21 protein-coding genes, 1 pseudogene and 2 riboswitches are annotated in these 24804 nt (G+C 38.2%); of the genes and pseudogenes, 9 read left to right on the forward strand and 13 right to left on the reverse strand.

Features of this window, described 5'->3' with window-relative positions; translation table 11 throughout:
• Window positions 1–6 precede the first annotated feature (6 nt).
• Window positions 7–1191 carry a ParM/StbA family protein gene (locus UN64_RS06760; protein ID WP_077360924.1) on the reverse strand — a complete coding sequence of 395 codons (1185 nt, stop codon included), beginning with the start codon at window positions 1189–1191 and terminating at the stop codon, window positions 7–9.
• A 367-nt stretch (window positions 1192–1558) separates the two neighbouring features.
• Here UN64_RS06760 and UN64_RS06765 point away from each other — a divergent pair, with 367 nt between their 5' ends.
• The gene (locus tag UN64_RS06765; RefSeq protein WP_077360926.1) at window positions 1559–3109 is read left to right on the forward strand and encodes a glycosyl hydrolase family 28-related protein; all 1551 of its coding nucleotides are present in this window, start codon (window positions 1559–1561) and stop codon (window positions 3107–3109) included.
• 38 nt (window positions 3110–3147) lie between these two features.
• On the opposite strand, the gene UN64_RS06770 is transcribed toward UN64_RS06765, so the two are convergent.
• From UN64_RS06770 to rlmN, 3 genes are all read right to left on the reverse strand, one after another.
• Window positions 3148–3687, reverse strand: a complete 540-nt coding sequence (locus UN64_RS06770) for a GNAT family N-acetyltransferase (protein ID WP_077360928.1) — start codon at window positions 3685–3687, stop codon at window positions 3148–3150.
• Window positions 3688–3702: 15 nt separating this feature from the next.
• A complete protein-coding gene (locus tag UN64_RS06775) occupies window positions 3703–5661 on the reverse strand; it encodes an endonuclease MutS2 (protein WP_077360930.1) in 1959 nt (652 codons plus the stop codon).
• 515 nt (window positions 5662–6176) lie between these two features.
• Window positions 6177–7256: a dual-specificity RNA methyltransferase RlmN gene (rlmN, locus tag UN64_RS06780; protein ID WP_077360932.1), complete on the reverse strand. Its 1080-nt coding sequence runs from the start codon at window positions 7254–7256 to the stop codon at window positions 6177–6179.
• A 310-nt stretch (window positions 7257–7566) separates the two neighbouring features.
• Here rlmN and UN64_RS06785 point away from each other — a divergent pair, with 310 nt between their 5' ends.
• Together UN64_RS06785 and UN64_RS06790 are read left to right on the forward strand one after the other, a co-directional pair.
• A complete protein-coding gene (locus UN64_RS06785; RefSeq protein WP_077360934.1) occupies window positions 7567–9057 on the forward strand; it encodes a peptide MFS transporter in 1491 nt (496 codons plus the stop codon).
• Window positions 9058–9578: 521 nt separating this feature from the next.
• On the forward strand, window positions 9579–10070 hold the full coding sequence (locus UN64_RS06790; RefSeq protein ID WP_077360936.1) for a GNAT family N-acetyltransferase: 492 nt from the start codon (window positions 9579–9581) through the stop codon (window positions 10068–10070).
• A 126-nt stretch (window positions 10071–10196) separates the two neighbouring features.
• Here UN64_RS06790 and UN64_RS20500 read toward each other — a convergent pair whose 3' ends face one another.
• The 3 genes from UN64_RS20500 to UN64_RS06800 form a co-directional block, all read right to left on the reverse strand.
• Window positions 10197–10379 (reverse strand): hypothetical protein, encoded by a 183-nt coding sequence (locus UN64_RS20500; protein WP_139343035.1) that lies wholly within the window; start codon window positions 10377–10379, stop codon window positions 10197–10199.
• Window positions 10380–10494: 115 nt separating this feature from the next.
• Window positions 10495–11319, reverse strand: coding sequence for a MetQ/NlpA family ABC transporter substrate-binding protein (locus tag UN64_RS06795; RefSeq protein WP_077360938.1), 825 nt, complete (start codon window positions 11317–11319; stop codon window positions 10495–10497).
• A 23-nt stretch (window positions 11320–11342) separates the two neighbouring features.
• On the reverse strand, window positions 11343–12728 hold the full coding sequence (locus UN64_RS06800; protein ID WP_077361187.1) for an LLM class flavin-dependent oxidoreductase: 1386 nt from the start codon (window positions 12726–12728) through the stop codon (window positions 11343–11345).
• Between the two features lie 121 nt (window positions 12729–12849).
• Window positions 12850–12952, reverse strand: a riboswitch (SAM riboswitch).
• Window positions 12953–13112: 160 nt separating this feature from the next.
• Window positions 13113–13228, forward strand: a riboswitch (SAM riboswitch).
• 82 nt (window positions 13229–13310) lie between these two features.
• Here UN64_RS06800 and UN64_RS06805 point away from each other — a divergent pair.
• The 4 genes and pseudogenes from UN64_RS06805 (at window position 13311) to UN64_RS06820 (ending at window position 17284) form a co-directional block, all read left to right on the forward strand.
• Window positions 13311–14483, forward strand: coding sequence for an acyl-CoA dehydrogenase family protein (locus UN64_RS06805; RefSeq protein WP_077360940.1), 1173 nt, complete (start codon window positions 13311–13313; stop codon window positions 14481–14483).
• Window positions 14484–14566: 83 nt separating this feature from the next.
• Window positions 14567–15739: an oxalate decarboxylase family bicupin gene (locus UN64_RS06810; protein WP_077360942.1), complete on the forward strand. Its 1173-nt coding sequence runs from the start codon at window positions 14567–14569 to the stop codon at window positions 15737–15739.
• A gap of 248 nt (window positions 15740–15987) precedes the next feature.
• Window positions 15988–16845, forward strand: a pseudogene (locus tag UN64_RS06815) (helix-turn-helix domain-containing protein).
• Window positions 16846–16903: 58 nt separating this feature from the next.
• Window positions 16904–17284 (forward strand): VOC family protein, encoded by a 381-nt coding sequence (locus tag UN64_RS06820; RefSeq protein ID WP_139343055.1) that lies wholly within the window; start codon window positions 16904–16906, stop codon window positions 17282–17284.
• Between the two features lie 47 nt (window positions 17285–17331).
• On the opposite strand, the gene UN64_RS06825 is transcribed toward UN64_RS06820, so the two are convergent.
• A complete protein-coding gene (locus UN64_RS06825) occupies window positions 17332–18108 on the reverse strand; it encodes a 3-hydroxybutyrate dehydrogenase (protein WP_077360946.1) in 777 nt (258 codons plus the stop codon).
• Window positions 18109–18128: 20 nt separating this feature from the next.
• The gene (locus UN64_RS06830) at window positions 18129–19415 is read right to left on the reverse strand and encodes a GntP family permease (RefSeq protein ID WP_077360948.1); all 1287 of its coding nucleotides are present in this window, start codon (window positions 19413–19415) and stop codon (window positions 18129–18131) included.
• A gap of 165 nt (window positions 19416–19580) precedes the next feature.
• Between UN64_RS06830 and UN64_RS06835 the strand changes: the two genes are divergently transcribed.
• On the forward strand, window positions 19581–20462 hold the full coding sequence (locus tag UN64_RS06835) for a LysR family transcriptional regulator (RefSeq protein ID WP_077360950.1): 882 nt from the start codon (window positions 19581–19583) through the stop codon (window positions 20460–20462).
• Between the two features lie 268 nt (window positions 20463–20730).
• Window positions 20731–21639, forward strand: a complete 909-nt coding sequence (locus UN64_RS06840; protein WP_077360952.1) for a Gfo/Idh/MocA family protein — start codon at window positions 20731–20733, stop codon at window positions 21637–21639.
• 319 nt (window positions 21640–21958) lie between these two features.
• On the opposite strand, the gene UN64_RS06845 is transcribed toward UN64_RS06840, so the two are convergent.
• The 4 genes from UN64_RS06845 to UN64_RS06860 all read right to left on the reverse strand — a co-directional run bounded on the left by UN64_RS06845 (window position 21959) and on the right by UN64_RS06860 (window position 24725).
• On the reverse strand, window positions 21959–22507 hold the full coding sequence (locus tag UN64_RS06845; protein ID WP_077360954.1) for a DUF488 domain-containing protein: 549 nt from the start codon (window positions 22505–22507) through the stop codon (window positions 21959–21961).
• Window positions 22508–22646: 139 nt separating this feature from the next.
• Window positions 22647–23126, reverse strand: a complete 480-nt coding sequence (gene rlmH / locus UN64_RS06850; RefSeq protein WP_077360956.1) for a 23S rRNA (pseudouridine(1915)-N(3))-methyltransferase RlmH — start codon at window positions 23124–23126, stop codon at window positions 22647–22649.
• Window positions 23127–23207: 81 nt separating this feature from the next.
• Entirely contained in the window at window positions 23208–23372 is a 165-nt protein-coding gene (locus UN64_RS06855) for a CxxH/CxxC protein (protein ID WP_077360958.1), read from the reverse strand.
• Between the two features lie 153 nt (window positions 23373–23525).
• Entirely contained in the window at window positions 23526–24725 is a 1200-nt protein-coding gene (locus tag UN64_RS06860; protein WP_077360960.1) for a S1C family serine protease, read from the reverse strand.
• Window positions 24726–24804: the final 79 nt, after the last annotated feature.

A 24804-nucleotide genomic window follows, 5' to 3' on the forward strand; every position in this document is an offset into this window, starting at 1 on the left:
CCCTACTTAAGCTTTAACGGCTTTTTTCTCTTTGTCCTCACTCTTTTGGTCTTTCGTCGTTCTCTTAAGGTGATCAGAAATCAGCTTATAATACGCATTTGCCATCATCCAGATGCTCTCTTTTTCATCCTCAAAAAAGTCGATGTTATATCCATCAAGGTTATTATTAAGCGTCTTAATATAATCCTTTAGGACTGCAGAACCTCCGCCAACAAAGTAGCATATCTCAGTCTGAGAATTCTTTTGCCACACATTGCGAAGAAGACGGTATTGCTTTTTAGCTAAGTCTACCAAAATACGGTCTGTAATATCGTGTACGCTTGTACGGCTTCCACGCACCATAATGTGGTTTCGGTTTGTCTTTTTCGTAATAATGTCAACGACATCACGTCGGCTGTCGAGTTCAACACCATGTTTTGAACGAATTTCTTCTCTGATTTGTTCTAATGCTTCAGAAACTCCGAGGTTAAAGCCTTGTGCTTTGTCATCATCAACATTTCTATTTTTAATTACTGCAATATCTGTTGATAATCCGCCGATATCTTGAATAAGAATAGGCTTGTCGATTAAATCCTTGTTAATGATGTTTAGATCGTTATCCATTACAAGGTTAATGAAAGCTGCAAATCCTTCTGGATACACCTTAACTTCTTCAAACTTCAGATTTACTTTTAATCCTTGGTACTTTGGTGTAACTAAAAACTCTACTTGGTGAACAGAGCCTAACAACTTAGAGCGGTATCCAGCATCTTTCCCTTCTTTTACTTCACGAAGAGGCAATCCTGTACCTAAGATGTAGCTTGTATCAAGTACATTATTGTTTTTAGTGAACGTTTTTGCATTTTCATCTCTAACAGCGTCGAGGGCAAGAGCTGCAAAAAGCATGATTAATGTCTGATCTTCTTCAGACTTGCTGCTTCCTGGATCTAATTCTGTAGAGTTATCACTTTTAGCTGCCAATTCTCCTACACGGTATATTACGTTGTTTTCTTTAAGAGCAGGGGAGTGGACTTTAATATGTATTCCTTCTAAAGGATCTTTGCTGTCTAATTCTTCAATTCCGATAACAGGACGATCTTCAATATCTCTTGCGATAACGTTTGGTATGTTCAACTCATAATCTAATTTTCCAAATATCCCTTTTAATGAATCATTGCCTACATCAATTGCTGCAATTCTAGATTTACTCACGGGCATTCATCCTTTCTTCATTCAATTGTTATTTTGTTGCTATATTAATAGATTAGAATGTATTGGCAAATTAAACAATGCCTATTTTTTCTTTTAACAAAAATGTAAACATGCAAATATTGTTGTAAACACAAAGTTATTTCCCTTAAAAACCGCTATACACCAACATGTAAACACTTTTGCAAACTTGCAAACTTCATTGCAAACAATTGCAAACATTTTTGTAAACATGCAAACTAATTTGTTTACATGTAAACGTTTTTGTTTGCAAGCTCTCCCCTACCCTGGTTTTTCTTTTCTGATTACAAATTATTTGAACGGGAATCATTACTAAAGACAGTCTAAATGAAGCTGAGGTGATAAAAAATTGATAGATTTAGATAAAAAACATGATCCTAAAAATAATGCATTGTTAATAAAGAAATATCATCATGAGGATTTTTCGTTAAAAGAAGCATTATCGAATACGGAAACATTATTTGATGAAAGCAGCCACAATACGATAAGAAATGAACAAAATTCATCAATTTTTAATTGGATGAAATTAATTACAAAAAGAACTCTTGTGAAAAATATTGGCTACAAAAAGGTTTCAACAACTCAAATTTGCTGTGATTCAGACGAATCGATTTATCCAGAATGGAAAAGTGAGCTGGATGACCAATATACGAAGCTATTTAAGGAAGTTAAAGAGGAAGTAAGCGTAAAAGACTATGGAGCAATTGGTGATGGTAAAGCAGATGATACAGAAGCTTTTAAAAAAGCGATAGGCAGAGGAAGAGTAATCGTACGCATTCCAGAAGGCACATATCTCACAAAAGGAATAAAATTGCCATCCTGGACATGCTTAATAGGAGAAGGAAAGGGAAAGTCTGTCTTAAAATTACATGATCAGTCACCTAAGAGTGACTGGCTTATTACAAATAAGACCCATTTTTGGGGAAACAGAAACATTTTAGTAAAAGGAATGAGCCTGGATTGGAACATTGAAAGACTTGGAGCTGCTGAAAAAACAAGCGCAGGAAACAACCGTTCCAGCTGCCTTACCTTTGCTAACGTAAAATATGGCTGGATGCATGATATAGAAGCAATGAACCCTGGTCTTCATTGCTTCGATGTCTCATCCTCTGTCTATACCTATTTAGGTGATGGAACACTTTCAAGAGGAGGAAGTCAGTATATATGGCTGGATAATCTTAACGGCTATGGTTTCGGCGATGATGGTATTACGACTCATCACTCCTCAAATATTTTTATATCTAACTCCCACATGTGTGATCCAAGCGGAAGATCACACAAAAAAGGTTTTTCCAACTCTAATGGAATCGAAATAGATGATGGATCCCAGAATGTTTGGCTTTTGAACAACTCTACCACGAGATGTTTTGGTGGACTGGAAATCAAAGCTCACCATAATGCTTCCGCTGCCTCCAACGTTCATATCGTTGGCCACTTGTCAGTAAATGACAATCGATCATATAATTTCAGACACATCGGCCACCATAAGGATGTGGATCCTGAATCGAAAACAGCTTTTCACATCTCTGCAACCAATATCGTTGCTATTGCACCCATCTTTACTGATCTTTACAAGGGCTCAACACCACGAGGACTTGTCGTATCAGGATACAATCATGTATTGATTAATCATTTCACCCTTATTGGCGATCCTTTCTATGATTATAAGGAAAACCCTTTAATTGCTATACAATACCGCGCACGCAACGTCATGCTTCAGCATGTAACCATCAAAGACTTTAAAACAGCTGGATCTGCCGTTAAAGTGTATGGAGGCAGCCACCGCGCAGACGATGTAGTCGTTCAAAATATCAGCTGTGATAAGTACTTTACAACGCCTGTGGAAGTTGGAAAAGATGTGAAAAATGCTGTAATTGATAAAGTAAGAGTCTATGTATAAAAAACTCCTGTCAGGTGACAGGAGTCTTTTTTAAAATTTTATAAAACTTTTTCTAGCTGAATATCAAGCGGTTCCCTGCTCATTATTTTTTCGTTGATTTCAACAGCTTCTCGGCATCCCATCGCACTATAAAATCCTTGTGATGCAACCGATGGATGTGCTGCAATATAAAGCTTTGCTGCCCCAAGTCTCTTCCCTTCTTCACAGCATTTTTCAAATAGTTTTTTCCCAATCCCATAACCCCGCAGCTCTGAAGAGATATGAATATATGGAAGCTCTATATATTCCACTTTTGATCCGAACATGCAGCTCTCTATATTTGCAAAACCAGCTAATATCTCACCCTCAAAAGCCCCTATCACTTTACCGCCTTCCCTGATGCAAGTACGCAAATCATGGATAACTAGAGCCTTTTTATCACCATCCCAATCATCAATAAAATGATCAGGCTTTAATTTGTATTGGTTATTTTCCTTAAATAAAACCTGATCGGTTACTTGATAACGATTAAAATTACTTAAAAAAGTGTCCTTAAGGTCCTCTAAACTTAACACTTTAATCATAATCTTGTTTTTCATGCATGATCCCCGCTTTTACATGTTCTCTTTATCAATAGTCAGACCATCGATATGACGCTTATTCATTAGTTTATCTTTTTTGCGATTCTCTTTTGTTTCGAATACGATATCCATATCATAATTATCTGGATATAGCATCTCGCTTCGAATATGAAGTTTTAAGCGTTTTTTGTGTACGAGGTGTTTTGTTTCACCTGTAAGTACAACATACTCCCCTTGAGTATTCTCTAACTCGCATATGATTCCTGCTGTTTTTAAACTTGATGCATATACTCGGTCACCTATTTGATAGACCTCATCTTGTTCGTTTTGTATTGATGTTGGTTTTTCTTGTGGCTTCTTCTTCATTTTAGACTGGGCATTTTCTCGCAATTTCTGAAGCGTATTATCCGTTGTTGTGGATAACATTTTCGTATTGGATTTATCCACATGTTGATAAACTTCTTCGGTATACGTAATCTCCTGTGCACGGTTAATAACTTCAGTGCTCATTCCTAATTTAAGCGCTATTGATAATGCCTGACTTTTACCTGCTTTTCCGATTATTAATCGATAAAGCGGCTGCAATGTTTCCAAATCAAACTCCATAGATCCGTTCTCGAATCCTTTTGTTACTTCTGCAAACTCTTTGATCTCGCTATAGTGAGTTGTTGCTAGAATCATACTTCCCTGGCTGTACAGCTTCTCAAGAATCGCTACGGCAAGCCCCATTCCTTCTGCTGGGTCTGTTCCAGCTCCAAGCTCATCAAGAATAATTAAATCTTGAGGTCCCGCTTCCTTCAATATAGAAATAATATTTGTTATATGTGAGGAAAAAGTACTTAATGATTGCTCAATACTTTGACCATCACCAATGTCTGCGAAGATCTGGCGAAATACTGTAAACTCACTTCCTTTGTCTACTGGAACATGAAGTCCAGACTGAACCATCGTGCTTAAAAGTCCAACAGTCTTAATCGCAACGGTTTTTCCCCCAGTGTTCGGTCCTGTTATCACAAGTGCCTGATACGTTTCACCAAGAGAAAAATTTAACGGGACGCATTTTTCACCTAATAAAGGATGTCTGCCGTTAACGATCTTAATCTTATAATGTTCATTAAGCTCAACATTTGCGGCATTTAGAAATTTGCTGTACTTTGCTTTAGCAAAGATGAAATCATAATGGACCATGCCTTCAATGTTTATTCCCAGTTCACGTTCATATCCCGCAACCATGCCAGTTAATACACTTAACACTTTAGAGATTTCAATCTCCTCTTCTGCTCTTAGCATGCTAATTTCAGTCTGTAGTTTGCGGATATCGTTCGGTTCCATGAAAACGGTGCTGCCACTCGATGAACGATCAAGAATCTGTCCATCTATATTTCTCTTAAATTTACTTTTTACCGGAATCACGTAACGTCCATCCCTCATAGAAATGATTTGATCCTGCATCATATCCCGGTAGGCTGCGGATTTTAATATATTATCAAGCTTTGATTTAATTCTTTCTTCCATGACTGCAATCTTTTTTCTCGTCTTTAAAAGAGATTTACTGGCATGATCCTCCACTCTTCCATTTCGAATGCATCGGCAGATCTCATCCTTTAACTCTGGAAGATCCAACATAGAGTAGGCATAACTCGATACTGCAGGTGCCAGGAATTCTTTATCTTTCATGAACTTTTGCATCCTGCTGACATTTTCAAGAAGGCCATACACTAATGTGAGTTGATCAGGCGACAGGTTTAATCCTTTGTTGGTGATTTCAAGTATATGCTCCAGCCCGTTCAAATTGGCTATCGGAACACTTACACTTTTTTCTAAAACAAGCCGGGCTTCAGTAGTGTCTGTCATCCAGGATTGAATGATGGGGAGGCTTGCTGAAGGTTCTTGCTTTTCAATCATTTGTTTTGTTACTTCATTAATAGCATAACCGCCTAAGATTTCTTTGATTTTTTTATATTCAAGCATATTTGTTGTTTGTGTATTCAATGGAACTACCTCCGAATTTTTTTAGGGTAAAATATTTTAAAAAGGTGTACTCACCTAGTTGATTTTAGAATCCCCTCCTCCTAACAGAGGCCAGGAACTTGCCAATAAAAAAAGACAGAAATGAACATGTCATTTCTGCCTCATAGATAGACTTCACCCTGAAAAAATGCATAAAAAAATCGGCTCTTAAGAAGAGTCCGGCAGCATCAAGGATTGTATATGATGGCTTGTATCTGACCGCTGTTCTTAACTATTGGCGGCAACAAAAGAGCATAACAAATAAACGTGAAAAACGCTTAAATTTCTTTCGCTTGCCTTTATCCAAATTGTTTTAGTTAAGAACGCTCACGCTCACAAACACACCATCCTTTCCATTGATACCTCCATTATATGTAATTAATTTACAGAATGTCAATAAAGAAAAGGGACTATGAACCAAACTTGCCCTTCTATGAGCCAATAAAATTTTACATATAAAAGAGGATGCCTCGTTAAAAGAGACATCCTCATCATGACTAAAGATTTATTGACTTGTCTTTTTCCTTTTTTATCTGCTTGCTTCTTAACTGACCGCAAGCCGCATCAATGTCCGTTCCGTGCTCTTGGCGGATTTTACAGTTGATTCCGTTCTTTTTGAGTGTGTCATAGAAAGCTAAAACGGATTCTTGTGCACTTCGCTGATATTGGCTATGCTCATCAACTGGATTATAAGGAATGAGGTTAATATAGACTTTTTTCTTTTTATCCTGAAAAAGTACTGCAAGTTCATTTGCTTCTTCTATATGATCATTCAAATCTTTAAGCAAGATATATTCAATCGTTATACGGCGGTTTGTTTTCTCAATATAATAGTTAATAGAATCCATTAGTTTTTCCAGTAGATACGCACGATTAATCTTCATAATTTTTGTACGCAGATCATTATTTGGTGCGTGCAAGGAAATAGCTAAGTTAACAGGTATGTTTGTATCGGCAAATTCATAGATCTTGTTGACGATACCGCTCGTAGAAACCGTAATGTGTCTAGATCCGATAGCAAGACCTTTTTGATCAATGATAATCTTTAAAAAGTCTATCATGTTCTCAAAGTTATCAAAGGGCTCACCGATTCCCATTACTACGATATGACTAACTTTCTCGCCATTTCCTGCATCGTCCAAATGATGCTGTACATTCATGATCTGTTCCACGATCTCACCGCTAGACAGATCACGCGTTTTCGTTAATAAGCCGCTTGCACAGAAACTGCATCCGATGTTGCAGCCTACTTGAGTTGTTACACAAACTGATAAACCATATTTATGCCTCATCAAGACTGTTTCAATTAAATTGCCGTCCTTTAGCTTAAATAGAAATTTAACCGTTCCATCGGAAGCTTCTTGTTTAACATGATGTGATAACGTATGGATGACAAAATTTTCCTCCAAAAGAGCAATACAATCCTTATTAACCTCTGACATTTCAGAGAAATCTGTTACTCTCTTCCGGTAAAGGTATTCCCATACTTGTGATGCTCGGTGTTGTTTATGTCCATGTTCTAAAAGCCATGCAGCCAGCTGTTCGAATGTTAATCCATATATGGAATTAGTAATCATTAAAAGACCTCTTTTCAAAACCTAAAACTTATTCTTCTATACTACTGAAAACTTATCATTCCCACAATGTTATCATGCCATTTCCAATACATTCATATTAAAATCTTATCTTTTAAACCATACTATATTTTGGGTCTTTCATAATCACTTGTTTAGCTCTTTTTTTGCTGTTATAAGCCTTTTAACCTATATAGGTTGTAATTTCCATTTACGAATAAATAATAACCTGTAATAATAGATAAGCCAAAAACTTTTGACAATAATAAATATTTCAAAGTATTATATTTAATGAACTAAAGGAGGTTGTCTTATGTCAGACATCAATAGACAGAAAATTGTGGACAGTGTGCCTCAAAAAGGCTTCTTCGGACATCCTAAAGGCTTGTTTACACTTTTCTTCACAGAGTTTTGGGAGCGCTTTTCTTACTATGGAATGAGAGCAATCCTCATTTATTACATGTACTACGAAGTTTCTAAAGGTGGATTAGGAATTGAGGAATCCACAGCATTAGCAATCATGTCCATTTATGGTTCACTAGTATATATGTCTGGTGTTATCGGTGGTTGGTTAGCAGACAGAGTTTTTGGTACATCTAGGGCGTTATTCTATGGTGGTATTCTAATTATGATCGGACATATTGTCTTATCATTGCCAGGCGATCTGACGATGTTATTTATTTCAATGGTCTTTATCGTAATTGGTACAGGTTTACTTAAGCCTAACGTATCATCTGTTGTAGGTGATATGTACGCGCCTGAAGATAATCGCCGTGATGCAGGATTTAGTATTTTCTATATGGGTATTAACTTAGGTGCTTTCTTGTCTCCGTTAATCGTAGGTGAAGTTGCAAAAACGAGCTTCCACTTAGGTTTCGGAATTGCAGCAGTTGGTATGTTATTAGGTCTAATCGTATTTGTTGCAACAAAAAAGAAAAACTTAGGTCTTGCAGGTGCTACTGTGCCTAACCCGCTTTCTTCAGCTGAGAAGAAAAAATATTCATTAATCGTTGGTGTAACTGTAGTAGCATTAGCAGTTATCTTAGGAATTACAATTCCTGCTGGAATCTTTACACTTGATGTATTTATTACACTTGTAGGTATTTTCGGTATTACGATTCCGACTATTTATTTTATCGTTATGTACCGCAGCCCAAAAACAACAGCTACAGAACGTTCAAGAATCTTGGCATATATTCCATTGTTTATTGCTTCTGTTATGTTCTGGGCTATTCAAGAACAAGGATCAACAATTCTTGCAGCTTATGCGGACAAGCGTACTGATTTAGAATTTGCTGGTCTTACGATTTCTCCAGCTTGGTTCCAATCCTTGAATCCATTATTCATTATCGTTCTTGCACCTGTATTCGCTTGGATGTGGGTGAAGCTTGGTGATCGTCAACCTACAGTACCCAAGAAATTTGCTTTAAGTTTATTATTTGCTGGTTTATCATTCTTAGTTATTCTTCTGCCTGCTTATTTTGGCGGAGAAAACACATTGGTAAATCCATTATGGCTTGTTCTTAGTTACTTTATCGTTGTACTTGGTGAACTCTTATTGTCACCAGTTGGACTTTCAGCAACAACAAAACTAGCTCCAGCTGCTTTCTCTGCACAAACAATGAGCTTATGGTTCTTATCAAGTGCTGCTGCACAAGCAATCAATGCACAAATCGTCAAGTTCTATTCTGCAGAAACAGAAATGATGTACTTCGGTACAATCGGTGGAGTTGCAATCCTGTTAAGTTTGATCCTATTCGTGATCTCTCCAAAGATTCAAGGGTTCATGAAAGGTATTCGTTAATCATTTTTAATTTAAGCCATTGGTTTAATGGAAATCCCATTATACCAGTGGTTTTTTTGTGATAAAAATTGTACGCAGCCATTTTTAAAATATCAATTGTTTGTCCAAACATTTTAGACAAGCTTGCGTAAGATAGATTATGGAAGAAGGTATAGTCATTGTCCTCCCTCCAAAGGTTCACATATAGAAGGGGGTGTCTATAGTGTTACCGATCTTATTTCCTATTAAGAAAAGAAAGAAGCGCTGTAAGAAGCAAACGAACGGCGTAAATCCTGCGTAATTTATTACGAAAAAAAGCCGGACAAATTTCCCGGCTTTTTAACTTACATATTATAAGGGCCCCTTTTATCAAAAACTAGGATATTATACAAACCATTGTTTGGACAACCACATATAGTACAAGCAAGGGGGAAATTCATACAAACGAAAGTTATAGTGAACACTTATCATTTCTTGTAAGTAATAGTTTTGAGTTTTACGCTATTCTTCCCCTTCGCAGAGTATTATAAGGGGGAATATCTTTGTATATTCGTAAATGGATTCCTGGTAAAGACAATCCTATATTAGTAGATATGGTAGTTAACAACTTTCAAGTAAAAAAAGAAGTCATCCAGCTTATTTTAGGTATGGCTAATGAGGTCATGGTTGTTTGCGACAGCAGCGATAGAATCGCAGGCTTTGTTAGTTACCGCTTTAGATTAGGCAATATGATTTTGGTAGATTACGTGGTGCTGGATACAAAGCATCAAGGAAAAGGAATCGCCAGTTCTTTTCTTCCAGTTTTCGAAAACCATCTATTAAAACAAGGCATTCAAGTGGTTTATGGTACTGTGGATGAAGATAACACGGATGCTCTTAGAGCTTTTAAACAATGGGGCTTTGAGGTACAAGGGCAGATCGGTTCAAGTATCGTTATCCAAAAAAATCTTACAGGTTCAAATCAGCAAAACCGTGCTCGTACTTCTAATGTAAGGAAGCTAAGTTCGCCTCCATCACTAGGTTTAACCATGTGATTAAATTAGCAGATCCATAATAATTGTTGGGTCTGCTTTTTTTGTGCTATTAATTTTAAAAGCTGGCTCGTTATGTTGAGCCAGCTTGTCTGTTTTTAAAATATAAATATATGAGACTTGTTTGTCCTAAAAGTTTGTTGGATTTTGCTTTGGTCGTTTTAACTTTTTTGGTGCTCTTAGGAACGTATTATCACTGCTGAAAATCTCATCTATAGCTCTTCTGTTCCAATCATTGTTATACTCCTGATCGCTGCATATACATCCGCTTAAATCGTATCGGAACAAACCACAATGCGGGCAATTACTCACTATCCATCACCCCCCATTTTTCAACATAACATATTCTATGAAACCGTATAAAAAAGGTAACGGCTATTGCTAGATATATTAATAAAAATGGATTTTACTGCAAAATATAGTAAATTTATTTTGAAGCAGCTTTCTTATTCATCCACTCGGGTTTATGAAATTGATTAAAGTCACTGTTGATTACTTTTTCAAATTCTTTGGACTCCACTGCTGCTTTAAGATCTTTAGCCAACTTTGAATTCTTATCTTCTTCTAAAACAACGATTCGATTAATGATTTCATCTGGAAGCTTGTCCTTTACAATGGCGTCCTCTAAGTTTAAACCTGATGAGATCGCGAAGTTTCCATTAACCGCTGCTAAATCAACAGATTCCAATGTACGGGGAGTTTGAGCCGCCTCTACCGGCTGAAATTTAAGTTTCTTCGGATTTTTTGTAACGTCTTTTTCTGAGACGCGCAACGGATTTGCTTTATTATCTATCTCTATTAATCCGTTATCTCTTAAAACCGTTAGACCACGAGCTAAATTTGTAGGATCATTTGCTAGTGCGACCGTGCTCCCAGGCTTAATTTCTTCGAGCGATTTAAATTTGTTGGAGTATATGCCGATCGGAGCTGTCGGTACAGTCACTACACTTGATAATTTCATATCATTCTCTTTTGAAAAAGCGTCCATATACACCTTGTGCTGAAAAAGATTTGCATCAAGCGCACCGCTCTTAAGGGATATATTCGGCTGTACATAGTCATTGAATTCCTTTACCTCGACTTTGTATCCTTTTTTCTCTAAATATGGCTTAACACCTTTTTCAAGCATATCGCTATATGGAACGGTCGCTCCGAGTGTAATCTCTTTCTTCTCCCCTTCTCCTGAAGCTCCACATCCAGCTAAAGCAATGATGACTGTAAGCCCTATGATTAACCGAGTTATTTTTTTCATTCTCTCCTCACTCCTGAATTATATTATTTTATTTCTGATAAAACTCTTCTATATTTCGCTGCAGGATGGTCATCTGGCAATAACCTATCACTAAATAATTTTTCCCTCAGCGTACCTTTGTTATAGTCTTTTTTATATAATCCTCTCTCTTGAAGTACCGGTACAACGAGTTCCACAAAAGCTTCCAGATCACCTGGGGTTACAAGGTGATTTAAGTTAAATCCATCAACACCAGACTCCTCAAACTGAGCTTGAATCCCGTCTGCAACTTGCTCTGGATTTCCTACGATATAGCTTCCCCTGTCAGGTGACTCAAACCGGTTAAGCACTTCTCCTACAGTAAGTTTTTTAGGAGCATCTTTTGTAAGTGTGGCAGCCTTGTAATGGCCGCCTTCAGTAGACTTTGTATATTCAAACGGAAGGTCTGGATCAAGTTCTTCATATTCAGCGATATCATATCCGCTTGCCCCATATTGTGCCTTTGCAGCATCTGAGCTCCAAACCTTTGAATATTCCTCAAATTTCCGTTCTGCTTCCTCTGTTGTTTCTCCAACAACTACGTTTAGGAACGAAAAAATTTTAATATTCTCAGGGTTCCGGCCATGTTTTTTTGCCCGCTCTCTAATATCATCTGCATAGAATCGGATCCTTTTAGCTGTTGGACCTCCCACAAAAATACACTCTGCATGTTTTGCAGCAAAATCACGTCCTCTTTCTGAGGTGCCTGCCTGATATATAACAGGTGTTCTCTGCAGGGATGGCTCGCTTAAATGAGGTCCTTCCACTTTAAAATACTGTCCTTCATGGTTGATCTCATGGACCTTTTCAGGATCAACCAGCGTATTCGTCTCGATATCTTCAACAACTGCATCGTCTTCCCAGCTGTTTTCCCAAAGCTTGTAAGATACTTCGAGATACTCATCAGCGATGTTATAACGCTCATCGTGTTTAATCATATCCTCCAGGCCAAAGTTTTTTGCGGCATTAGGAAGATAAGAAGTTACGACATTCCAAGCAATCCTTCCATTCGTTAAATGATCAAGTGTAGAAAAACGGCGTGCATTTCCAAAAGGCTGTTCATATGTGGTACTGACCGTAACCGCAAACGATAAATTTTCAGTTACACTAGCCATCGCAGAGATGAGCAGAGCTGGGTCGTTTAGCGGGACCTGCAGTCCATCCCTGATAGAAGGAGCTTTACTCTTTTGGTAAGTGTCATAAACGCCTAAAACATCTGCAAAAAATATCGCATCGAACTTCCCTTTCTCCAGCAGCTTTGCGTAATCAATCCAATAATCTAAATCTTTGTAGCGCTTATGCCGTTTATTTTCCGGGTGCTTCCAAAGTCCATGAGAGTTATGCATAGCGCTTGTCATTTCAAATGCGTTTAACAAAATTTCTTTGCTCAAAATGATTTCCTCCGTAACGTTTGAATTTTTTGTACCGCTCCAAAGAGAAAAAATAAAAACCTCTTCATGAAATAAGAAGAGGTTAATAAAATACGTAAATAATAAAAACGCATTTGTTCTCTCCTTATCTTTCAAGCTTGTAAGCTTGCTGGAATTGGCACAGTTCTAAAATAGTTGTTGCCGAGGCTTCAAAGGGCCAGTCCCTCCACCTCTCTCGATAAGAAATCGATAATATTCAATTTATCAACAGAATATACAGGAATAAAAGTAGCCTGTCAACGCACATTTTAAAAATAATAAAAAAATTTTAAGTTTTCAGTTTTCCATTGACAATATACTCTCTAGTATTTTATAGTGATGACTATTAAAATTTAAAATCTATTATTCTTATCACGAGTCAGGGGAGGAACTGGTCCTAAGATCCTGCAGCAACCGCTTATCTTTACTAGATAGGAAAGGTGCTAATTCCAGCAGACATGCTAGTGTCTGAGAGATGAGAAAGAGTTTTTAACAATCCTCTTTCGTCATTTTGAAAGGAGGATTTTTTTATGTCCTCTAAAAAAATTACCGGAGGGAAAATTTGTGACTAAAACTTATGAGGAAACAAGGCAGGATAAGAATCAAACAAACATAGAGGAAATCTTAAAACAAGCAGAAGAACTAAAAGAAGTTTTCAGCACAAGAGCTAATGCGGTTGATTTAGAAGGTACTTTCCCTTACGAGAATTTCGCAGACCTAAAGAAAATGAACTTTCTATCTTTGACGATACCAAAAGAGTTTGGCGGCCAAGATCTCAACCTTCTTGAATATTTACAAGTCCAAGAAATAATAGCTCAAGGCGATGCCCCTACTGCTCTATCTTTGGGATGGCACTTAGGTGTCATGCTTGAAGCGGCTGAAAACAGGCATTGGCAAGGTTCAACTTTTGAAAAAGTGAGCTCGTATATTGTTCAGAATAGATCTCTCTTAAATCTGGCTCAGACAGAACGAGCTACCGGAAGCCCTTCAAGAGGCGGAACTCCTGGCACAACTGCCATAAAAGGAGAAAACGGCTGGCGTTTGAACGGAATTAAAGCATTTACTTCTATGGCTGAAGCTCTCGATTATTCCATCATTACCGCTGATCTTAATTACACCGATAAAAAGGGGTTTATTTTAGTTGATCATAAACGAGAAGGTGTCTCTATAAAAGAAACGTGGGACAGCATATCTATGAGAGGCACCAAAAGTGATGACCTTGTCCTAAAAGATGTACTCGTTGAAGAAGAAGACCTCTTATTTGTAGAAGATGGACGGTCTTCAATAACTAGAGGGTGGTATCTTCAAGTTCCTGCCGTTTATATTGGAATTGCCGCAGCGGCAAAGGATTATGCGATAAAATTCGCCTCAGAATACAGTCCGAATACCCTGCCTGGTCCAATAAAAGATGTACCTGAAGTGAGAAGAAAAATCGGGGAGATTGAGCTTGAACTGTTTAATGCTCGCCAGGTGTTATATGCTGTAGCACGAAAATGGGTCGAACAGCCAGAAAACCGTACAAAAATGGCTTCAGAGCTATCCGCTGTTAAGCATATTGCCACAAACAGTGCCAACAAAGTAGTTGATTTAGCGATGAGAATTGTAGGTGCAAGAAGTCTTTCAGCCGCAAACCCGCTGCAAAGACATTTTCGCGATGTACGTGCTGGTCTTCATAATCCTCCTACAGATGATGCAATTGTCTATAACCTTGCTGATGCGGTTTTAGGTAAATCATAATACCAGACCATTACTTATCATGGAAATAAAAACGGCTTCATATGTTATTACAATGGTAATTTCAGCTGAAAGGAGTCGTTATCATGAGTGATAAATCTAGAAATCAACCCTATCAGAATATCCCCCAGCCAATTAGGGATGATGGGGCTGGTGCAACTGATTTTGGACCTCGGGATATTATGCGTGATATAGAAAATCCTGATATGTTAGTCCCGCCTAAAACGGATGCAGGTACGATTCCAAATATGCGGTTTTCTTTTTCAGATACCCCTATGCAGCTAAATCATGGGGGCTGGTCGAGAGAAATTACGGTTAGACAGCTTCCTGTGGCAACAACACTCGCAGGTGTAAATATGCGGCTTACCCCAGGAGGTGTCAGAGAGCTGCACTGGCACCAAGAAGCAGAATGGGCTTACATGATACTTGGGCGCGCCCGTATAACATCGGTTGATGAAAACGGAAGAAATTTCATTTCAGACGTAGGACCTGGGGATCTATGGTTCTTCCCTCCCGGTATACCGCACTCCATTCAAGGATTAGAAGAAGGCTGTGAGTTTATTCTTGTTTTTGATAACGGTGATTTTTCTGATTTAAGTACGTTATCGATCTCTGATTGGTTTGCACATACACCGAAAGAAATACTATCTGCTAATTTTGGAGTACCAGAGAGCGCATTTACTCATATCCCTTCAAAACAGCGTTACATTTACCAGTCTAACGTACCAGGTCCTATTGAGACCCAAGCAGTACCTGATCCATATGGAACTGTTCCTCAGTCTTTTTCATACCGAATGTCAGCTCAAAAGCCCTTAACCTTTCCCGGCGGGACTGTCCGCATTGTAGATTCTACTAACTTTCCCGTTACAACCATTTCAGCTGCATTGGTCGAAGTAAAACCTGGCGGAATGCGAGAACTTCATTGGCATCCAAACAATGATGAGTGGCAATACTATTTGACAGGAATGGGAAGGATGACCGTTTTTGCAGGAGATGGAGCTGCAAGAACATTTAACGTCCGTGCTGGAGATGTCGGATATGTTCCATTTGCTTTCGGTCACTATATTCAGAATACCGGCAATCAAAGTCTGTGGTTTCTAGAAATTTTCAAAAGCAAGGTTTTTGCTGATGTCTCCTTAAATCAATGGATGGCATTGACGCCTAGAGAACTTGTGCAAACAAATCTAAATTCCAGCAAGGAACTCTTAAATGCCCTTCGTAAGGAAAAGTGGCCAGTTGTAAAATATAAAGATGTTTAATCCCTCTAAAGGAATTTATTACTTTTTAAGTTATTAATCCTTTTACGTGTTAAGGATGTTATAAGTAATTTAACCACCCTCGTAGTTTTAAAAAGGAAGGTGATCTAAGTCACCTTCTTTTTGTTGGTCAATTAATAATCCTGTTTCACTAATGTTCCATGTGAAACATTACTTTTTGTTCCCCACACACCTATCCATATTATGTATAATTCTATTTATCAGGCAATCATTTTACAGGAGACGATGCAATGGGCAACACTAGCTCATCCAATTATATACTTCATGCAAAAAGCAGCCATTTCCATTGGGAAGGAAACGGACAACTCTCTCTTAAGACCTTCACAAACGGGAAAGCACACTATAAGACGAATAAGGGGTATTTTGCAGTTGAAGAAAACAGATACCTCCTGCTTAATGAAGGGTCCTACTCAATTACGATTGATAATCAAATTGAGGTTGAGTCTTTCTGTCTTTTTTTCAAGCATGGATTTAGTGACCACGTTTTTCGTACGATGAACGAGTCGTCTTACCGGTTATTGTCTGATCCTTTTAAAGAAACACATTCTATTGGTTTTTTTGAAAAAACGTACGAAATAAGCAGCACCATTTCTCATCAGATACTCCAACTAAAACAGCATTCATCCTTTAATGACTCACTTTGGCAAGAACAGCAATTTCATAGCATCATGGAGTCTATTTTATTGGAACATATGAAATCATTAAAAGATCTCGATTCACTCGATGCTTTGCGCTTCTCTACCCGAACAGAACTCTATAAAAGGATCAGCATTGCCCATGAATTTATCAGAGCGTGCTATGATCAGCAAATCACACTCGAAGAGATCTCCCGTGTGGCTTGTTTATAACCAAACCACCTCTTACGAAATTACTCAAAAATCTATAACAAAACGCCTTATCAGCAAATTTCAGAATTAAGGCTCCAAAAATCGATTTCGCTTCTAACAGACCTTGATTACAGCATGACAGATATTACATTTGAAGTTGGGTTGAATAATCCTGTATCCTTTAGCAAATGGTTTAAACAACATACTGGTATTTCCCCGCTTCAATTTCGAAAAAAAGTGATATTGGATAAGAATGAGTAGAGAAAAAAGATTATGATTCTCTTAATAAATAATTGAAATGAGGAGATTTGTTATGACTATAACTAAAAAAGTAATACAAAAAGTAGGCCAAATTGGAGTACCTGTTCAAAACCTGGAACGTGCTCTAACTTTTTATCAAAATACACTTGGGCTCGAGCTTTTATTTAACACAGACCGCCTTGCCTTCTTGCAATGTGATGGGCTACGTATTTTTCTTAGTCTGCCTGAAAAAGAAGAATTTTCTCAATCGAGTTCCGTGATCTACTTCCAAGTCGAGGACCTTTCAAGTACATATAATGCCTTAAAGGAAAAAGGTGTTTCCTTTATTGATGAACCTCATATTGTCGGTAAAATGGGCCACACTGATATATGGATGGCGTTCTTTAAGGATACGGAAAACAATACACATGCTTTCATGAGTGAAATTACAGTTAATTAAAAACAAAGAGTGCAGGCTTCTTTTGCCTGCACTCTTTGTAATAATTATTACTGTGCTGTATATCCGCCATCGATAACGATTGCTTGTCCGGTTACACTTTTCGCTTTCTCACTTGATAAGAACATCGCATAGTCTGCGATTTCACTTACTTCCATAAGACGTTTTTGCGGAACTAGCGGATAAATAACTTCTTCAAGCACTTTATCTAAAGATACATTTCTTGTTTTCGCTAAGTCTTCTAATTGACCGCGAACAAGTGGAGTATCTACATAACCTGGGCATAGTGCGTTAACTGTAACACCTTCTGCAGCTGATTCTAGTGCTGCAACCTTTGTAAGACCGATAACGCCGTGTTTTGCACTGTTGTAAGCCGCTTTTCCAGCAAATCCAATCAAACCATTGATAGAAGAAATGTTAATGATGCGTCCAAAACCTTGCTCTTTCATGATCGGCATAACGTGCTTCGTTGCAATAAACGGAGCTGTAAGCATGATCTTGATCATCAATTCGAATTTGTCTGTAGGGAACTCTTCAATTGGTGATACATGCTGAAGACCGGCATTGTTGATCAGGACATCCACACGTCCGTACTCTCTATGAGCAGTCTCGATCATGTTCTTGATGTCTTCTTCACTCGTAACGTCTGCTTTAAGGCCAATCGCTTCATATCCAAGACCTTTAAGTTCTTCAGCAGCTTTCTTTACACCCTCATCGTTTAAATCTGTTAATACAACTTTGCTTCCATTTTCAGCAAATGTCTTTCCAATTTCAAAACCAATACCGCTTGCAGAACCTGTGATTACAACTACTTTATTTTCTACCACAATACTCACTCCTAATTTATTTAGATAATACCCATACTTGCCATAATGATTCCGACAATTACAGCGATTGTTGGAATGATTAGAGCAACAACAAACACATCTTTATAAGTTTCCTTGTGCGTTAACTGTGTAACCGCAAGTAGAGTCAACAGTGCCCCGTTATGAGGAAGAATAGATGCACCAGACGCTATGGATGCCATTCTGTGAAACGCCTCAGGGCTCATTCCAGTTGACTGAGACAACTCAAAATACGTACCTCCAAGCGCTTCTAAAGCAATTCCCATACCGCCTGATGCAGAACCCGTAATCATTGCCAGAAGCTGTACAACAAGTGATTCTGATACGAGTGGGTTGCTTGAAATGCCTAATAGCAAATCTGTTATGCGATCAAAATCTGGCACGCTTGTTACCACTGCTCCAAATCCAACCGCTGCACTCGTATTGATAATGGCCATAACTGACCCTTTTGCTCCTTCATTCATAGATGGAATGAACGTTTTGTATTGCTTCACACTAATAAGTAAAATTGCTAGAATCCCTGCTAATAATGATGGGATTGGAGCTATTTTTAAGAAATTAAGTAAAATAACAACGACCAATAAAGGGAGTAAAGAAAGAATCCAGTTTGGAAGATTCTCTTCGCTTTCTTCTTCTTTCTCTTTCGATTTATCAGGTTCAGTATACTTTATACCAGCTGCCATCATTCTTTTCTCTCTGAATTTCAGCCATAGGTAACCGCCTACTGCCATGATCAGCGTTGCCACGATACCGATGATAGTACCCGCCATAGGTGTTGTTTTAAACGTATTCATCGGGATTAGATTTTGAATCTGAGGTGTTCCTGGTACAGCTGTCATCGTAAATGTGAAAGCACCGAGAACAATCGTTGGTGCGATTAGTGTTCTAGAGATATCTGCTTTCTTAAATAGAGCAAGCGCTATCGGGTAAATCGCAAAAACGACTACGAATAAACTTACACCGCCATATGTCAAAACAGCAGATGCAACCAAAACTCCTAAAATAGCACGCTTTTCCCCTATAAACTTTGTAAACTGAATGGCAACTGATTTAGCAGCACCGGTATCTTCCATTAATTTGCCTAGTACCGCTCCTAATAAGAAGATCGGAAACCACTGCTTCGCAAAATTCACAAAGCCTGTCATATACGTGTTTGTATATGCATCCATTAGGTCTAATCCGCTCATTAAAGCGACAATACCTGCGACGATTGGAGCAACCCAAATGATTGACCATCCGAGGTAAGCAAAGAACATAAGCAGGGCAAGCCCTATTATGATACTAATCAAAATCTTTCCTCCTTTTATATATGAAAAGAGTGCGCTTTCATCAATTGGCACTTCTTTTAAACTAGTTTCATTGCACGAAGGACATTTTACTCCTGTGTATTTAATTAGTAAAATGAATCATAACTATAGATAATATGCACAAAAGTTATAGATCGGAGTTACAGAATGGATATTCGCCAGCTGACTTATTTCTACGAAGTTGCAAAATACAAAAGCTTCACCAAGGCTTCTGCCGTTTTACATATATCTCAGCCAAGTTTAAGCAAAATGGTTAAGAATCTAGAGGACGAACTTGAAATGGAACTAATAGACCGTTCCTCAAGACAGATCGAACTAACAGAAGCCGGTGAAATTGTTTTTGAACAAAGCAAGATGATCTTGGAGAATCTTGATAATCTTTCATCCAGCCTCTACGATCTGATGAACTTAAAAAAAGGAAAAATCACAATCGGAATTCCGCCGCTTATTGGTTTCTTATTTTTCCCAAAAATCATAAAGAAATTCAAAACGCTCTATCCCGACATTCAAATCCGAATGGTCGAACACGGTGCGAAGAAAGTGCAGCAAGAAGTGAGTGATGGCCTGTTGGATCTCGCTGTGGTTGTCTTGCCAATCAATAAAGAAAAATATGAAATCGTCTCTTTTTTGACAGAGCGGCTTATGCTTTTCGTTCATGCATCTCATTCCTTTGCCGAACGAAAAAGTATCGAAATGAAAGAGCTGCATAATGAATCTTTTATTTTTTTTAAGGAAGGATTTACGCTGCATGACAGAGTCATTCAAGAATGTTTAAATGCAGGCTTTCGTCCGAAAGTTGCCTATGAAAGCTCCCAGTGGGATTTTATAATCGGTATGATCGGAGAAAATTTAGGGGTATCTATCTTTCCAGAGTCTATAGCGAAAAAGGTGGATCAGGATAAAGTGAAGGCAATCCCAATAACGAATCCATCTCTTCCATATGAGCTTGGAATTATAAAAAAGAAAGACAAATATGCAACATACGCGACAAAAGAGTTAATAAAAATGCTGCTTGAATTTAGCGAATAAGATTTTTTGATCATTAATTTATGGGGATGCATCAACAAAGGCGGAAAAGTATTATTTACAGGCGAAAAGAAGTCGAATACAGGTGAGGTTTTGTCGAATACAGGTGAAAAAAGTGGTCGATGAGGCGAACGTGTAATATTTATAAGAACACGTACCGTAAAATTTAAAAAAAGACTCAAAGTTTTTACCTTTGAGTTATTCCTTATAGAAACAGGTATTAAGCATGTTACTGTATAAGTGAGCTTCAAAAAAGATTGAGGTGAAAATCATGAAAGTTGGAATCATTGGATTAGGCGATATCGCAAAGAAGGCTTACTTGCCTGTGCTCTCTGAAAAAGCTGGCCTGGAACTTGTGCTTTGTACAAGAAATGAAGACACGTTAAACCAATTATCAAAAAAGTACAGAATAGAAGAAAAAGTTCAAACTGTTGACGAACTGGTAAGCAAGAATATCAATGCGGCGTTTATCAACACCGCTACAGAAGCACATTTCGAAATAGCAGAAAAAATGCTCAAGAGCGGTATACACGTTTATATAGATAAACCAATATCCTTAAATTTTCAAGAAGCTGAACGAATTGAACAGCTCGCAAAAGAGACCGGTAAAATTGCAATGGTAGGTTTCAACAGAAGATTTATTCCAAGAGTAAAAGAATTGAAGGAACACGGTAAAGCCAGCCTGATTATCATGCAGAAAAATCGATTTGTTTCACCTGACTATACGAGAAGATTTGTTGTAGAGGATTTTATTCATGTGGTGGATACACTTAGATTTTTGATGAATACACCGGTTAAGGATGTAAAAGTGGAGTTTCTTAAAGATGGAAAAATGCTGAATCAATTAGTTATACAGTTAATTGGCGACGACTGTATCGCTATAGGTATCATGAACAGAAATGGTGGAGTTACAGAAGAAATTATAGAATATAACACTGGCCAGCATAAATATGTAGTCAACAGCCTCGTTGAAACGACTCATTTTCATAATAAAGAGATCAGCATATCTAAATTTGGAGACTGGGAGCCAACTCTTTATAAACGCGGATTCTACCAGATCACAGATTATTTTATAGATTGTGTAAAAAATGACAGGGTTCCTGAGCCATCCATCCAAGATTCATTAATTACACATGAAATATGCGAAAGAATCGTAAAATTTATAGATTCAGATTTATAAAAAATAGAAGCCAGAGAACTTCGTCTCTGACTTGTATCATTCGGTTAAGTTCGTGGCTGCGTAAGGTCAAAAGAAATATTAAAGAAGGCTCTTAAGGATAGAAATCGCTGATGTATTCATATACGGACTTATACTCTGTAATGAATTAGATTTGGATGTTGAGACAATTATTAAAGATAAAATTGTAAAGAATGGGTTGAAGTAACCTATTTCTAGTAAATAGGAGAGCCTGGGGTTGAAAAGTATATCTGCTCTTATACATATAGGAAGCACGAGACTTGTCCCCGGGCTTCCCACCTGTGTTTCTCACGTTTCATTTTTATAGTTTCGGATACACGACGGTTCCATCTTCTTCAATGATTGGCATGGCGCCCCACTTCCCCAATTCATGACGTACTATCCCAGGATTCCCTTTGGAATCAGGTATGAGATGGAGCACTTCCCATCCATTTGCCTGCAGCACGTTACTGATGAGAAGACGGTGGCATCTTGCCGGATGATGTTCTGAACACATGTAGACGAGAGTCCTTTCTTTGGCCTGTTCCTTAAGCAGTTCCAAAGCATACTGAAAATCATCCGTCAGTGTGTAATTCGCATAGTTTTGAAAAGAGCGATTATTCCACCCTTCGTTCAATTGCTCACCTACCAGTCCCGACATTTTCCTTCTGCCGCCAAGACCGGGAAAATGGTGATAGTGAATCCCCGCTTCTTTCAGCCACTGGTCCATGTTTTCTTTTTTAAAGTGTGAACTCCTGCGACTTGCAGGAAATGCCCGGACATCTGCCACAAAGCTGATTTCTGCTGCTCCCAACAACTTCAAAAATTGTTCTTTCGAATGGTTATAATGTCCAATCGTATATACTTTCATATTCATCTCCCTAACTAAAATGCCACATCTAAAATTACCCTTATTAGATGAAAATGAATCAAAGGAACGATTCTTATAGCTGGGGTCTGGCGCCTGTGTTCAGATTAAACTACTAGTACTTAAATATCACTTAACCACCCTACTTGTGGTATGGTTCATTCCGATTAATGCGAAAAGCCCTATATATCTGCTCTACTAACACGAGCTTCATTAGCTGGTGTGGATACGTAATTTTTCCGAATGAAATTTTTTCATTAGCCCGCTTCATTACGGCATCACTAAGTCCAAGTGATCCTCCAATAACAAATGCCACTTTACTCTTCCCGTACGTTGCCAGCTTGTCCAAATTATCTGCCAGATCTTTTGAAGAAATGGCTTTTCCCTCAATGGCCATTGCGATGACATGAACATCTTGTCCGATTTTCGCTAGAATCCTTTCACCTTCTGCATTTTTCACCATGATCATTTCCTGGTCACTTAACGTTTCAGGTGCTTTTTCATCGGGAACTTCTATAATATCTATCTTTGTGTAAGGTCCAAGCCTTTTTAAGTATTCGTCTATTCCTTGTTTTAAGTATTTTTCTTTTAGCTTCCCTACGGAAACAATTGATATATTCACTTGTTGAAAACTCCTTTTCGAAATAAGTTATCCCCAGAACTTATCCACATATGCACAATTAAGCCCATATATTGTAGGCGTTCATATGTTCGATACTTTATATACACCTGCTTCATTACAGTATTCACATGTTGTTGATAACTCATCTTTCTCTGTTAGTAACTCTACAACTGGAGCTGTTTCAAACTCATCCACAATGATGTCAATCGCAAGCTCCGCATGCTCTTTACAGCAAATAATCTTCATTTCACAATTCTCCTTACTTATCCACAATTCTCTATCTTACACTACCGAATTCTTTTTCTTCTGTAAACGATATACACGTAAAAAGTAGTCCACATATAGCGTTTTGTATACAAAATAAAAACAGGAGGTTCATCACCCCCTGCTCCTATTATTTTATGTTTGCTTACCTAATTCAACTTTAGCTGTTTGTTTTTTACCATCGCGATAAAAAACAACTTCGACTTCTTCACCAATTTTTGTTTTTGTATAAAGGAATTTACGAAGAGCGATCGGATCATTGATCTTTTCGCCGTCCATTTCAACGATAACATCCATTTCTTTAATGCCAGCTCGTGCAGCTGGAGATGTTGGCGTGATCTCCATAACGACAATGCCGCCTTTTACACTGTCTGGGATCTTTAATGTCTGTTCACGATGGTAAGTATTTACCTGTGATAGAGGAATGATATTTACTCCTAAGAATGGTCTTCGTACTTCTCCGTACTTTTCAAGATCCTCAATAATGGGTCTTGCTACATCTGACGGAATCGCAAATCCTATTCCTTCTACTTCCTGCTGAGCTATTTTTGATGAATTAATCCCAATTACCTGTCCGGCTATATTAATGAGTGCTCCGCCGCTGTTTCCGGGGTTGATTGCTGCATCAGTCTGAATGACTTCAGCCTGCCAATCCGGATTGCCATCTTGATCTAGATCTACTGGAATAGAACGGTCGGCACTTGAGACAATCCCTTGGGTGACTGATCCTGGAAAATTGCCTAGCGGGTTTCCAATTGCAATTGCAGGTTCTCCCCGTTTTAAGTCTCCAGATGTACCAAACTCAGCTACATCCTTGATTTTGCTTCCATCGATTTCTACAACCGCTAAGTCCATTAAAGGATCTGTACCGCGAAGTGTCCCTTTCAGCTTTGTTCCATTGCTTAAAGTGATTTCGATCTGGCTCGCATCAGCTACCACATGATCGTTTGTTACAACGTACGCTTTATTGCCTTCTTTTTTATAAATAACTCCTGATCCAGTACCTGCTGGCTGCTGGCTCCAAAAATCGGTTTGCTGAATGTTCACCACTTCTACCACTGCATCCGATGCTTTGTCTACTGCATCGGTTACGTTTGTAGTAAGATCCACATCCACGTTTCTCTCAATCGCGTTTTCATCAGCACCAAGACCGTTTTCTTCTTCATTTGAAGGATACAGGTTATCCGGAAGCAAACCTGCGCCTCCTAGTGCTGGCACTGTAAATAATACTAGTAAACCGCCCAGAATCGCTCCTAGCAAAGCTGGTAGAAACTTACCTCCGCGATTTCCTTTTTGTCGAGATGAGGATTCATGATCTCCATCATAATAACCCATGTAAGTCATCACCGTTCCTTTCAACAATGAAGTGTTCGAATTCATAACCCATTATAAGTAATAAGTCCTTAAATTATGG

Source organism: Fictibacillus arsenicus (genome assembly GCF_001999465.1).
Taxonomy (GTDB): Bacteria; Bacillota; Bacilli; order Bacillales; family Fictibacillaceae; genus Fictibacillus; species Fictibacillus arsenicus.